This is a genomic window from Homoserinibacter gongjuensis (assembly GCF_030161875.1).
Taxonomy (GTDB): domain Bacteria; phylum Actinomycetota; class Actinomycetes; order Actinomycetales; family Microbacteriaceae; genus Homoserinibacter; species Homoserinibacter gongjuensis.
The window spans coordinates 913634-926671 of record NZ_BSVA01000001.1; the positions used below are offsets into that span (position 1 = coordinate 913634).

The 13038-nt window shown below is 69.9% G+C and carries 12 protein-coding genes and 2 pseudogenes; 2 read left to right on the forward strand and 12 right to left on the reverse strand.

The features are described 5' to 3' along the window. Positions 1 to 33: 33 nt before the first annotated feature. On the forward strand, positions 34 to 1356 hold the full coding sequence (locus tag QQK29_RS04970; RefSeq protein ID WP_284298307.1) for an MFS transporter: 1323 nt from the start codon (positions 34 to 36) through the stop codon (positions 1354 to 1356). 345 nt (positions 1357 to 1701) lie between these two features. Here QQK29_RS04970 and QQK29_RS04975 read toward each other — a convergent pair. After that, positions 1702 to 2540, reverse strand: a pseudogene (locus QQK29_RS04975) (NAD-dependent epimerase/dehydratase family protein). 170 nt (positions 2541 to 2710) lie between these two features. Between QQK29_RS04975 and QQK29_RS04980 the strand changes: the two are divergent. Continuing rightward, entirely contained in the window at positions 2711 to 3601 is an 891-nt protein-coding gene (locus QQK29_RS04980; RefSeq protein ID WP_284298309.1) for a patatin-like phospholipase family protein, read from the forward strand. Between the two features lie 320 nt (positions 3602 to 3921). Here the strand turns inward: QQK29_RS04980 and QQK29_RS04985 are convergent, their stop codons facing one another. From QQK29_RS04985 to QQK29_RS05035, 11 genes and pseudogenes are all read right to left on the reverse strand, one after another. Then, entirely contained in the window at positions 3922 to 4515 is a 594-nt protein-coding gene (locus QQK29_RS04985; protein WP_284298311.1) for a bifunctional 4-hydroxy-2-oxoglutarate aldolase/2-dehydro-3-deoxy-phosphogluconate aldolase, read from the reverse strand. 73 nt (positions 4516 to 4588) lie between these two features. Continuing rightward, a pseudogene (locus QQK29_RS04990) lies at positions 4589 to 5365 on the reverse strand (sugar kinase); the annotation flags it as partial. A 29-nt stretch (positions 5366 to 5394) separates the two neighbouring features. Continuing rightward, positions 5395 to 5787, reverse strand: coding sequence for a 5-deoxy-glucuronate isomerase (locus tag QQK29_RS04995; RefSeq protein ID WP_284298312.1), 393 nt, complete (start codon positions 5785 to 5787; stop codon positions 5395 to 5397). After that, positions 5715 to 6254 carry a hypothetical protein gene (locus tag QQK29_RS05000; protein WP_284298314.1) on the reverse strand — a complete coding sequence of 180 codons (540 nt, stop codon included), beginning with the start codon at positions 6252 to 6254 and terminating at the stop codon, positions 5715 to 5717. The genes QQK29_RS04995 and QQK29_RS05000 overlap by 73 nt, the downstream gene beginning before the upstream one ends. A gap of 35 nt (positions 6255 to 6289) precedes the next feature. Beyond that, complete coding sequence (gene kduD / locus QQK29_RS05005) at positions 6290 to 7054, reverse strand: 2-dehydro-3-deoxy-D-gluconate 5-dehydrogenase KduD (RefSeq protein ID WP_284298316.1); 765 nt, start codon at positions 7052 to 7054, stop codon at positions 6290 to 6292. After that, positions 7051 to 7941 (reverse strand): fumarylacetoacetate hydrolase family protein, encoded by an 891-nt coding sequence (locus QQK29_RS05010; RefSeq protein ID WP_284298318.1) that lies wholly within the window; start codon positions 7939 to 7941, stop codon positions 7051 to 7053. The genes kduD and QQK29_RS05010 overlap by 4 nt, the downstream gene beginning before the upstream one ends. Continuing rightward, the gene (locus tag QQK29_RS05015) at positions 7938 to 9128 is read right to left on the reverse strand and encodes a glycoside hydrolase family 88 protein (protein WP_284298320.1); all 1191 of its coding nucleotides are present in this window, start codon (positions 9126 to 9128) and stop codon (positions 7938 to 7940) included. Before QQK29_RS05015 ends, QQK29_RS05010 begins: the two co-directional genes overlap by 4 nt. Positions 9129 to 9164: 36 nt before the next feature. Then, positions 9165 to 9848 carry a DUF624 domain-containing protein gene (locus tag QQK29_RS05020; protein ID WP_284298322.1) on the reverse strand — a complete coding sequence of 228 codons (684 nt, stop codon included), beginning with the start codon at positions 9846 to 9848 and terminating at the stop codon, positions 9165 to 9167. A gap of 2 nt (positions 9849 to 9850) precedes the next feature. Beyond that, positions 9851 to 10735 (reverse strand): carbohydrate ABC transporter permease, encoded by an 885-nt coding sequence (locus QQK29_RS05025; protein ID WP_284298324.1) that lies wholly within the window; start codon positions 10733 to 10735, stop codon positions 9851 to 9853. Beyond that, on the reverse strand, positions 10735 to 11664 hold the full coding sequence (locus tag QQK29_RS05030; RefSeq protein ID WP_284298326.1) for a carbohydrate ABC transporter permease: 930 nt from the start codon (positions 11662 to 11664) through the stop codon (positions 10735 to 10737). The genes QQK29_RS05025 and QQK29_RS05030 overlap by 1 nt, the downstream gene beginning before the upstream one ends. Before the next feature lie 78 nt (positions 11665 to 11742). Then, positions 11743 to 12996 (reverse strand): extracellular solute-binding protein, encoded by a 1254-nt coding sequence (locus QQK29_RS05035; RefSeq protein ID WP_284298328.1) that lies wholly within the window; start codon positions 12994 to 12996, stop codon positions 11743 to 11745. Positions 12997 to 13038 lie beyond the last annotated feature (42 nt).

The following is a 13038-nucleotide window of genomic DNA, read 5'->3' on the forward strand; positions in this document are numbered from 1 at the left end:
ACCTCGGCAGGTGCGCGCCGCTAGCCTGACCCCATGAACCCGACGTCGCCGTCGCCGCGTGCCCAGGCGCGAGCCGTCGTCGTCGCGGGGTTCGGGCAGAACGTCGTGCTCACGACGGTCACGACCTTCGTGCTCGCCTACCTCATCCAGTACGCGGGCATCTCGAGCGCCGGCATCGCGGTCGTCACGGCGATCATCACGGTCGCGAAGATCCTCGATGCGATCACCGACCCGATCATGGGCGTGATCATCGACCTCACCCGCACCCGGTGGGGCAAGCTGCGCCCCTACATCCTCTTCTCGGCGGCACCGGTCGCCGCTCTCACCGCCCTCATGTTCGCCGTGCCCGACGCCGACGAACCCCTGCAGCTCGTGTACTTCGGCGTCGTCTACGTGCTGTGGGGCTTCGCCTACACGGTGTGCGACGTGCCGTTCTGGGGGCTCATCGGCTCGGCGTTCCCGGATGCCGGCCAGCGCACCCGGGTGATCGGCAACGTGCGTGCCTTCGGCGCGATCTCGCTCGGGCTCGCGACGCTCGGCATGCCGTGGCTCGCGCGGGCGCTCTCCGGCGGCGGCGCGACGACCGGCACCGGCTGGACGCTCGCCGTCGCACTCGTGTCGGTCGTGGGCATGGCACTGTTCTTGCTGGCGTTCTTCGTGCCCCGCGAGCGACCGTCGGCCCTGAAGCAGGGTCGATTGACGCTTCGGCAGCTCGGCGGCACCCTCATCCGCAACACGCCCCTGCTTCTGGTGCTGCTCGGCTCGGTGCTCGGCTTCGGCCGCTTCATCGTGCAGGCGGGCGGCGCCGTGTTCGTGGTCGTCGCGTACGGCGACGAGGGGCTCTTCACCCTCATCGGCGCGGCGATCATCGTGGGGCTCGTGGCGTCGAGCTTCGCCACGCCGCCGCTCATGCGCTGGGTGTCGGCGCGCGCGCTCATGGTGTGGTCCTCGCTCGCGGGTGCCGTGCTCTACGTCGCCATGTACCTCGTCGGCTTCGCGAGCATCGCCGCGATCGTGGCCTTCATCTTCCTCACCGGGCTCACCCTCGGCATCTTCCTCGTCGGGCAAGCCACGATGATCGCGGATGCGGTCGACGACGCCGAGCGCCGCACCGGCATCCGCAACGACGGCGTCTCGTTCGCGACGCTCACCTTCGTGTCGAAGATCATGAGCGCTCTCGCCGTGCTGGTGTTCGGGCTCTTCGTCGCCGCCGCGGGCTACCAAGCGGATGCCGCGGTCACCCCCGAGATGCAGAACACGGTGTTCGCGGCGATCACCCTGGTGCCCGCCGTCAGCTGCCTGCTCTCGGCGGTGCCGTTCGCGTTCGTGCGGCTGCACCACCCGCGGGTTGAGTAGCCCGTCGCCGCAGGCGCGAGGCACCCCGTGGGTTGAGTAGCCCGCCGCCGGAGACGCGAGGCACCCCCGTGGGTTGAGTAGCCCGCCGCCACAGGCGCGGGCGTATCGAAACCCTGTTGACGCCGCCGCGCGACGCGGGTGCGGGGGGGGACTCAGCAAGCCCGGCCGCTCGCAGTATCGCGTGCGGGGGTTTCGATACGCCGCGCGCCCAGCGCGCGCGGCTACTCAATCAGCGGGAGGGACGGCCGACGCGCGCCGCTCCTCAACCAGCGGGAGGGGCGCCCAGCGCGCGCGGCTACTCAACCCGCGGTGAGGGGCGGCCGGCGCGCCGCTACTCAACCGGCGTCAGTCGCGCCAGCTGTGCTGCGGGTCGTAGCCGAGCACCTCGCGGGCGTGGTCGATCGACAGCAGCGTCTCGTGCTCACCGAGCTCGCGACGCAGCTCCACGCGAGGAAGTACTCCGCCATGAGCGACGCGCTCGAGCGCTCCATGACGGTGTCGGCGGCGGCGATGATGAAGCGATCGAAGCCGGGAACGTCGCGCAGCAACGCGCGCTCGACAGCCTGGGCGGCATCCCGCGCGTCGATGTAGCCCCACAGGTTCCACTTGCGCGACGCCGGATCGGACTGGAACGCCGCGAAACCGGGGTAGTCATCCGGAACCATGACGTTCGAGAAGCGCAGCGCCGTGATCGAGAGCTCGGGGTCCCAGCGCACGACCTTGCGCGCCAGCTCCTCTTCGAGGTGCTTGCCGAGTGAGTAGACGCTCTCGGGCCGCGTGTCGTACTGCTCGTCGACCGGTGCGTAGGGCGGGTCGATGTCGAACGGCAGCCCGAGCACCGTCTCACTCGACGCGGTGACGATGCGCCGGATGCCGGCTCGTCGCGCCGCCTGCACCACGTGGAAGGCGGCGAGCATGTTGTTCTGGAAGGTCGCGATGTCGGTATCGAGGCCCGGCGCCGGGATCGCGCCGAGGTGCACCACCGCGTCGAGCCCGTGGTGCCGCTCGTCGATCGCGCTCAGGGCGTCGACGACGGCGCCGTAGTCGGTGAGCTGCACCCGGGTGAACCCGTCACGCCGTGGCCCCGCGACATCCAGTGCGACGACGTCGTGCCCCCGCGCACGCAACTCCCGCTCGACGACGCTGCCCAGCTTGCCGCTGGCTCCCGTGACCGCAATCCGCATGACACCAGTCTGCCCTTGTCGCGGCGTGCTAACGTTCCCCCGATCGTGACCGCAGAAGGAGGTGAGCCCATGTCCGCAGTATCCGCACAGGGTGCTCCCCCGCAGCGCACGATCCGCGACTGAGCTAGTCGCCCCCGGGAGCGCCTCAGGCTTCGCGAAAGGCGACTCCCATGAACACACACCCTTCTCTCTCCGGCCGCGCGCTCGTTCTCGGCGGCGGCGGTTCCACCGGTAACGCCTGGCTCATCGGCGTCATCGCCGGTCTGCGTGACGGCGGGCTGGATGCCACCACCGCCGAGGTGATCGTCGGCACCTCCGCCGGGTCGACCGCGGCAGCCCAGATCACGGGCGCCGATCCGACCGAGCTCTATGCGGCCACGCTCACCCCGCCGCCCGCGCAGGTGGGCTCGCCCTTCGCGTCCGCGCGCAATAGGCCGGCCGTCGACCATCTCGCGAGAACCGACGCGATCATCGCCGCATCCGCGGACGCCGACGACATGCGCCGCGGGATGGCCGCGTCGGCGCTCGCCCTCGACGCCTCATCCGACGAGACCGTTCAGGCGCGCTGGCGGGCGACCGTGGCGGCACGCCTGCCCCGCACCGGGTGGCCCGCCCAGCGCGTGCTCATCACGGCGGTCGACGCCCGCACCGCCGAGCCCGTCATGTTCGACCGCGACAGCGGCGTCGAACTCGTGGACGCGGTCGCCGCGAGCTGCGCGGGAGGCTTCGCCTACCGCATCGGCGACGACGCCTTCATCGACGGCGGCTACCGCAGCAACGCCGACAATGCCGACCTGGCATCCGGATGCGAACGCGTACTCGTGCTGTCGCCGTTCGGCGGGCGCACCCGTCTGCCGCTCACCTGGGGTCTCGACCTCGCGACCCAGCTCGAGCAGCTGCGTGCCGAGGGCAGCGTGGTCGAGGCGATCTTCCCCGACGCCAACGCGGAGCACCTGTTCGGCGGCAACGCGATGAACGCTGCGCTCCGCCCGGATGCGGCGCGTGCCGGGTACGCGCAGGGTCGCGAGCGGGCGGAGCAGCTGGCGGGCCTCTGGGGGTGAGTCGGTCGTCGCGCCGCGTTGCGCGGGGGACGGTGGTTTCGAGACGCGTCGCGCTCCGCGCGGCGCTCCTCAACCCCTGAGTGTTGCGATGCGGAGGGACGGCGGTTTCGAGACGCGACGCGCGACGCGCGACGCTCCTCAATCCCCTGAGCCGCACCTGTCGAGCGAAGCGGGGGTGCGGATTCGGTTTCCGGACGCTGGCATCGGGTCTGGCGGGAGCGCATCGCCGCCAGGCGATACGCGGGGGCATGCGTCCGGAAACCGAATCCGCACCCCCGCGAAGCGTCGAGAGCCGAGAGCCGAGAGCCGAGAGCCGAGCCTCAGCCCAGCAGCTCGGCGAGACGCGGCAGCTGGGCCGCATCCTCGAGGGCGGACCCGACCGCCGCCACGCGCACACCCGCCGCGAGGTAGTCGGCGACGTTGGACGCGTCGAGGCCGCCGGTGGCGACGAACGTCACCTGCGGGAACGGCCCGCGGATGTGCTTGAACCAGCCCACGCCGAGCCAGGTCGCCGGGAACGCCTTCACCCAGGTGAGCCCGAGCGACACCGCGAGCTGCACCTCGCTCGGGGTGGCGACGCCCGGCAGGATCGGCAGTCCTGCATCCCGCGCGGCCTCGACGACACGCGCGTCGAGGCCCGGCGAGACGAGGTAGCGGGCTCCCGCGTCGCGTGCCACCTCCACCTGCTCCGGCCGGATGATGGTGCCGGCTCCGACGGTCTTGCCGCGTTCGGCGCCGAGCCGCACGAGCTCGCGCAGCGCGAGTTCGTCTTCGTCGGTCTGCAAGGGCACCTCGACGGCGTCGATGCCGAGGTCCCACGCGGTGGTGGCGAGGCGCACCGAGCGCTCCACTCCCATGCCGCGGAGGATCGCCATGAGCGGTGCGCCCTGGAAGATGTCGTCGAATTCTCTCATGCGGGGGCTCCTCGATGGTGTCGCTGGTGGTCTGCAAGACGAGGGCGGCGCGGGCGTGACCGGCGCGCAATCGCGTGTCGGCATCCGCTCCGTCGAGCCGGGCGGCGAGGTAGCCGCCGGCGAACGCGTCGCCCGCGCCGACCGCCTCGAGCACCTCGACGCGCAGGGCTGGCACGAAGTGCGCGCCGTCGGCGTCGTAGAGGGTCGCGCCCACGTCGCCGTCTTTGACGACGAGCTCGGCGGGCTCGGCGAGCAGTGCGCGGATGTCGTCGGCCGTCGCGGTGCCCCACAGCGTCTCGGCCTCGTCGCGCCCGACGAGCACGAGGTCGGCACGCGCGGCGAGCTCTCGAAGACGGGCGGCGGCCAGCTCGAGCGGCCACAGCGCCGCCCGGTGGTTGACATCGAAGCTCACGGTGACGCCCGCTTCGTGCGCACGGGTGATGAGCGCGTCGAGGAAGGCGGATGCGGTGTCGGAGATCGCGGCCGTGATGCCCGACACGTGCAGGATCCGCACGCCGTCCAGCGTCACGGTCGCGGCATCCGAGCTGTCGAGGTGCGCCGCCGCCGACCCGGCACGGTAGTACCGCACGCCGTGTCCGGGGTCTTTGACGTACAGCCCGGTCGGGTGCGACGCATCCCGCTCCACGCTCGACACGTCGACGCCGAGGGCGGCGAGCTGCCGCAGGATGCGGTCGCCGAGCGCGTCGGCGCCGAGCCGGCTGAACCATGCGGCGCGGTGCCCGAGGGCCGCGACGTGGGCCGCGACGTTCGACTCGGCTCCGCCCGCATCCACCCGGAACTCGCGGGCGTCGACGAGCCGCGAGCCGTCGAGCGGCGCGACCATCGACATCGTCTCGCCGACGGCGAGCAGCTCGGGTGTCACCTCAGGTCGGTCACCGCCGCCGCGTCCATGTCGTCGAATGTCTGGTTCTCTCCCGCCATCGCCCACACGAACGAGTATGCCGCGGTTCCGACCCCCGAGTGCAGCGACCAGCTCGGCGAGATGATCGCCTGCCGGTCGGCGACGACGAGGTGACGGGTCTCCTGCCGCTCGCCGAGCAGGTGGATGACGCGGGCGTCGTCGGGCACGTCGAAGTAGAGGTAGCACTCGGTGCGGCGGTCGTGGGTGTGGGCCGGCATGGTGTTCCACATCGAGGCGGGGTGCAGCTCGGTGACGCCCATGACGATCTGGCAGCTCTTCACGCCGTTCTCGTGGATGTACTGGTTGAGGGTGCGGCGGTTGGAGGTGAGCTGGTCGCCGAGTTCGCGCACGGTGCCCTCCCCGGCGAGACGAGCGCGGCGGGGTAGCTCGTGTGGGCGGGCGCGGAGAAGAGGTAGAACTGCGCCTGGCCGTCGGCGTCGGCGCTGCGCCCATTGTCCGCTTCCGCTGGCGCGTCAGCGAACACCACCTTCTCGATGCCGCGCCCGAGGTACAGGCAGGCGCCCTTCACGAGCGTGTACACCTCGCCGTCGGCCGTGACGGTGCCCGTGCCGCCGACGTTGATGATGCCGAGCTCGCGGTGTTCGAGGAAGTAGTCGCTGCGGATCTCGGGGTAGCCGGTGAGGGCGAGTTCGCGCCCCGCGGGCATGGCGCCGCCGAGCACGACGCGGTCGTGGTGCGTGTAGGTGAGGCGGATCTCGCCGGGCACGAACACCTCCGGAACGAGGTAGGTCTCACGCAGCTGCTGGGTGGTCATGCCCGGGATCTGGGCGGGGTTGGTCGCGTAGCGCTGTTCCATGGTTCCCTCCTTGGGGGTCGACGTAGGTGGCTGTGTCAGCGGACGAGCCAGCCGCCGTCGACGGGCAGCACGGTGCCCGTGACGTAGGCGGCGGCATCCGAGGCGAGGAATACGAAGGCGCCCTGCAGGTCGTCGGGGGTGCCCCACCGTCCTGCCGGGATGCGCGCGACAATCGAGGCCTCCCGCGCCTCGTCGGCGCGGATCGCCGCCGTGTTGTCGGTGGCCATGTAGCCGGGGGCGATCGCGTTGACCGTCACCCCGGATGCGGCCCACTCGTTGGCGAGGGCTTTCGTGAGTCCCGCGACGGCGTGCTTCGAGGCGGCGTAGCCGGGCACGAGGATGCCGCCCTGGAACGACAGCATCGACGCGACGTTGATGATGCGTCCCGACCCCTGCGCGAGCATCCGTCGGCCGGCGGCCTGCGAGAGGTGGAAGACGACGTCGAGGTTGACGGCGAGCACCTCGTTCCAGTCGGATGCCGGGTGCTCGGCGGCGGGCGCGCGGCGGATGGTGCCCGCGTTGTTGACGAGGATGTCGATGCGGCCGAGCTCGGCGACGACCTCGTCGATGGCCGCGTGCAGCTCTTCGGCGGTCGCAGTAGCGAAGTCGCGGTGGATGCGGTGCACCCGTCGCCCGGTCGCCTCGATGCGCGCGGCGGTCTCGGATGCGTCTCCGCGGTCGATGAGGGCGAGGTCCGCCCCCGCCTCGGCGAGGGCGAGCGCGGCACCCTGCCCGAGTCCGCGCGAGGTGCCCGTGACCACGGCCACCCGGCCGTCCAGTCGGAAGCTGTCGAGGATCATCTGCGGGCTCCTTCGTCGGCCGAGGCGGTGAATCGGGTCGTGAGCTGCCCGATGCGCGAGATGCGCACGGTGACGGCATCACCGGGGACGAGGGCGCGATGGGCGTCCTGGGCGGCCGGCAGTTTCTGCGGGGTGCCCGTCGAGATCACGTCGCCCGGCTCGAGCGTCATGGTCTGCGAGAGGTAGTGCACGACGTACGCGGCGGAGAAGATCGTCGTCGAGGTGGACTGCGCCACCGTCACGACGCCGTCGCGTTCGACCTCGACATCGAGCTGCTGCGGGTCGCCGACCTCGTCGGGCGTCACGACCCAGGGTCCGAGCGGTGCGAAGCCGTCGAAGCACTTGCCGAGCGCCCACTGGCTCTGCCGCCGCTGCCAGGCGCGATCTGACACGTCGTTGAGGATCGTGTAGCCGCCCACGTACTCGAGGGCCTCCTCGAGGGGCACCTCTTTCGCCCGCCGGGCGATCACGAGCGCGAGCTCGCCCTCGTAGTCGACGTCGAGCGCCGCATCCGGGATCGCGACCGCATCATCCGGACCGCCGATCGTGTTCGGGGTCTTGACGAACACGTCGGGGAACTCGGGGTCGGATGCGGTCGGGGCGACCCCGTCGGGCACGTGGCCGCGGTAGTTGTAGCCGAGGCACAGCAGCTTGCCGGGCCGCACGGGGGCGTCGAGTTCGGCGTCCGCGAGGGCCGGCAGCTCGGCCGGGTCGGCCTCGGCGATCGCGGCCCTCGCCCGCGCCAGCGCGCCGGGATCCCCGAGCAGCGCCACCACATCAGGCGCCCCCGCCACGGCCGTGAGGTCGAGCAGACGCTCATCTCCGTGCACGCCCACGACCGCCGCGGGACGCACACCCGCCGCGGTGCGATAGCTGACGAACCTCACCAGTACGGCCTCCACTCGGGCAGCGCACGTCGGGTCAGGGCCTCCAGGTAGAAGTAGTCGCCCCACAGGGTGCCCTCGTCGACGCCGTTGCCCTTGGGCAGGTCGTAGACACCGTGCAGCAGCAGGGCATCCGAGGAGCTCGGCGGCTCGGGAGCGTAGCCCGCGACGAGGGAGTCGAGGATGCGGTCGGCCGCCTCGGCGGCGCGCGTACCCCGCTCGGTGCCCGGCTCGAGCGCGGCGAGCTCCTGGAGTCCGCACACGGCGATCGCGGCAGCCGAGCTGTCGCGGGGCGCATTCGAGTCGTCGTCGTAGGCGAGATCCCAGTACGGCACGTTGTCGGACGGCAGGTGCGCGAGGAAGTAGTCGGCGCACCGCCAGGCGGCCTCGAGCAGCGTCGGGTCACCGGTGGTGCGGTGGTTGAGCGCGAAGCCGTAGATGCCCCACGCCTGCCCGCGCGACCAGCACGAGTCGTCGTAGGCGCCCTGCTCGGTGGCCCCGCGCACGGGTTCGCCCGTCTCGACGTCCCAGTAGAAGGTGTGGAAGGTCGAGTCGTCGTCGCGGATGATGTGGGTGCGCAGCTGGGTGGTGTGGCGGCGCACCGCATCCGCGTACCGGTCGTCGCCGGTCTGCTCGGTGGCCCAACTCAGCAGCGGCATGTTCATGAGGCTGTCGACGATCGTGCGGCCGGCCTGACGCGGGTCGGTGAGGTCGCCCCACGCCTGGATGATGCCCGCGGGTTCGAGGAAGCGGCGCATGAGGTGATCGGCCGCGAGCAGTGCGGCGTCGCGTGCGGCCTCGTCGCCGTCCAGCCGCCAGGCCGACACGCAGGAGAGCGTGTAGAGGAAGCCGAGGTCGTGCGTGTCGAGGTCGACGCCCTCGCGCACGCGACGTTCGAAGTCGCGCGCGTGGCGTGCTGCGGCATCCCGGTAGAACGCGTCGCCCGTGAGCTCCCATGACAGCCACTGCATGCCGGGCCAGAAGCACGTCGTCCAGCCGCGGTTGCCGCCCTCCGCGACCCCGTCGCCCGCGGGGCGCGGCAGGTAGCGGTCGGCGGTGGTGGTGTCGTCGGGGTAGGTGTCGCCGAACGCGGTGATGTTGCGTCGCACGGTCTCGAGCGCACCGGGGATGCCGGCCTGCTGCGCGGCAGGCTGCGATGCGTTCGAGGAGACGGAGGGGGTCGTGGTCATGTTTCTCGTGGTGTTCCTAGCTGGGGATGGTCGCCATCAGACGGCGGCGACCTCGTCGTGGGTGAACGCGGGGCGCAGCGTGTAACGGGAGTTGGTCCACGCGAGGAAGAGCGCGGGAGACGCCATCACGCTGAGGGCGAGCACGGGCAGGTTGATGAAGAACACCGCGTACGCGACCAGCACGCCCAGGCTCAGGAGCGTGAGGTACCAGCGGCGCACCCCGAACCAGGCTCCGAGCCGCGCGGCATCCCGCACCCGGATCGCCGGATTCTCGGCGATCGCCGCGAGCGCGAGCAGAGCGATGCCCGCCACGATCATCCCGACGATCACGAGCACGACCATGACGGCCTGCGCGTAGGCGGCGTCGGCGAAGAAGCGGGCGTCGACGAGCAGCACGATGCACACGCCCACCGCGGCGAGCGCGACGAGAGCCGACCGCGTCCAGGTCGCTCGGTATCCGCGCACGAACGAGCGGAACGGATTACCGCCCGCCCGGTCGCTGCCCACCCGGTCGCTGCTCACCTGGCGGAACACCGTGAAGGCGGCCGTCAGCCCGGGGGCCGCGAGCACGGCGGCCGCCGCGACGAGCGGCCAGCTCTGGAACGGGTCGGTCAGCACGAGCAGCGCGATGAAGGGCGATGCCGTGAGCACCAGCAGGAGGTTGACCGCGACCGCCGTCGCGAGGATGTCCAGCCCCGCCTGGATCTTCTCGAAGCGCATGATCAGCCCTTCAATCCCGAGGTCGCGATGCCCTCGACGAAGAAGCGCTGACCGAGCAGGAAGATGATGGCGATCGGGATGACCGAGATGGTCAGCCCGGTGAAGAGCATCGAGTAGTCGGCCGTGACGTTGTTGGCGACGAAGTTCTTGAGCCCGAGCTGCACCGTCCAGATGCTCTTGTCGCGCAGGTAGAGCAGCGGCCCGAGGTAGTCGTTCCAGGTGTTCACGAAGGTGATGAGTGCGAGTGCGCCGAGCGCCGGCACCGCGAGCGGCAGCATGATGCGCGCCCAGATCGAGTACTCGCCCAACCCGTCGAGACGGGCCGCCTCACTGAGCTCCTCGGGGATGGTCTCGAAGAACTGCTTCATGAGGAAGACGCCGAAGGCGCCGAACGCCTGCAGCACGATCATCGCCACGAGCGTGTTGGTGAGCTTGAACTGCGCCATCATCACGTACTGCGGGATCATGTACGACTGCCACGGCACGGCGATCGTGCCGAGGTACAACAGGAACAGCACGTCGCGCCCGGGGAAGCGCACCTTCGCGAAGCCGTAGGCGGCGAACGAGCCGGTGAGCACCTGCAGGAAGGTCACGACCGTCGAGAGGATGATCGTGTTGCGCAGCCAGATCGCCATGTCGGTGTCGATCCACAGCGCGAAGTAGTTGTCGACGTGCCACACCTCCGGCAGCCATCGCACGGGCACGGAGAAGACCTCGTTCGGTCCCTTGAACGAGCTCATCACCATCCAGAAGAACGGCGTGAGCAGCGCGAGGGCGAACGCGACGAGCAGGATGCTGCCGACCACGCGCCCGACACGAGCGGCCGGACGCGTGTCGCGATCCGCACGGGTACCGTGCGGCAGCACGATCATTCGAGTGGCGGACATCAGGCGCTCCGCTTCTTGTTGATGAGGAACTGGATGACGGTCGTCACGATGCACAGCACGAAGAGCACGACGGCGGCGGATGACGCGTAGCCGAACTTCGACTCGATGAAGCCGCGCTGGTAGATGAACTGCGACAGCACGACGGTGGCCATGTTGGGGGCTGCCGTGCCGCCCGGCGAGAGCACGATGATGAGATCGAAGATCTTGAACGACGCGATCGTGAGCAGCACGGTCACGAGGAACATCGTGGGCCGGATGCCGGGCAGCGTGACGTTCCAGAAGCGCTGGAACACATTCGCGCCGTCCATGCGCGCGGCCTCGTAGAGCTCGGGCGAGACCGTCTGCAGCCCCGCGAGGAACAGGATCATGTAATAGCCCATGTCACGCCACGTGGAGATGATCACGATGGCGGGCATCGCCCAATCCTGGGACAGCAGCCAGCCGGGCGGGTCAGCGACGCCGAAGAAGCGCAGCACCTCGTTGATGGGCCCGTACTCGGGGCTGAAGAGCAGGTTCCACACGAGCCCGACCGCGACGATCGAGGTGATGTAGGGGAAGAAGGCCGCAGTGCGGAAGAACGCGACGCCCCGCAGCTTGCTGTTGAGCAGCAGCGCGAGACCGAGCGAGACGACGATCGTGAGCGGCACGTGCAGCACCGCGAAGTAGAGGGTGTTCACGAACGACCGCTGGAACAGCGGGTCGCCCATGAGCTTCTGGAAGTTCGCGATCCCGACGAAGTCGCCCTTGCCGAAGATGTTCTGGTCGGTGAGCGAGATGAAGAACAGCTGCACCACGGGAATAAGCGTGATGAGCGCGAAACCGAGGAAGTTGGGCAGGATGAAGCTCCAGCCGATCACCGTGTTGCGCAACCGGAGCTTCGAACGGCGCGGGGACGGGGTGCCGACGCGGCCGGTGACGGCGCTCGTCATGGCGTCTCCTTGTCTGTGGATGGTGTTCGGGTTCCGGGGCCGGGCAGTTGGGTGCCCGGCCCCGGCGTGTGGTGTCGCTTAGAGCGCCCCGAAGGCCGCTGCGGCATCCTTGATCGCCTGATCGACGGTCTTCGCCCGCGTCAGGATCTCGTTGTGCATCGTGCCGAGCACCGTCTGCACCTCGGCGGTCTGCGCCGAGGTCGGGTTCTCGGGGTAGGTGTCGTGCGTCGACCAGGTGAACTTCGACAGGTCGTCGCTCGGCGCACCGTCGACCGCGAAGTAGGCGGCGGCCACAGCTTCCGAGGTGTTCGACGGGGTGATGCCGATGCTCGCAAGCGCCGAGGCGGCGTCTTCGCTCATCGAGTAGGCGAGGAACTCCTTCGCGGCCTCGAGCTTCGCGTCGTCGATCGCCGCGTTGATGCCGAAGCCGGTCGGGTCGCCGAAGGTCACCGGGTTGTCGATCGTCGACGAGTCACGCTGCGGGATGGGGGCGATGCCCCATTCGAAGTCGTCGGCCTCGCCGGACGCCTGCTGGCTGATCAGCGTGGCCACGAACCAGCTGCCCATGGGGAGCATGGCCGCGTTCTGCTTTCCGAACTCGCCCTGGTACGACGGGCTGTTGGCGCTCGACTCGGCGAAGTCCATCTCGTAGCCGGCGTCCTCGCGGGCGATCCGGCGCTCGTAGAGCTCCGACATGTAGTCGTAGTCACCCGAGAAGATGTCGCCGTCCCACTGCGCGTTGGCGAACCCCTGGGTGGTCGACTGCCAGCGGTGCTCGTACACGCCGAAGTGATCGGCGGTCGTCAGCGCCTTGGCTGCCGCGTCGAAGTCATCCCAGGTCCACGACCCGTCGGGGTAGTCCACGCCGGCCTCGTCGAAGAGGGCCTTGTTGTAGAACAGCACCCACGAATCCTGGCGGTAGGGCACCGCGTACTGCGCCCCGTCGACCTCATACGAGGAGGCTCCGCTGACGCCGTCGGGGATCTTCACGTCCGAGACATCGACCAGCTGGTCGCTGTCGACGAGCACCGGAACGTACTTGACCTCCTTCTGCGTGATGATGTCGGGGCCCGCGCCGGCGCTCAGGTCGGCGGTCAGCAGGGTGTTGTACTCGGCTGCGTCGTATTCCTTGAGCTCGATCTTGTTGCCGGTGGCCGCTTCGAAGCCGTCGGCGAGCACCTGGAACTCGGGCGTGGTGTCGAGACTCCAGCCCGACAGGGTGAGGGTGACCGGTCCGGTCGACTCCTCAGGCGTGCTGTCGCCGCTGCAGGCGGCGAGAGCGAGCGAGGCCACGGCGGCGATACCGACCGCGACCACGAGCTTGCGCTTCATCAGTTGCTGCTCCTTTGCATTGTCACTCTTGGGTCTTCGGGA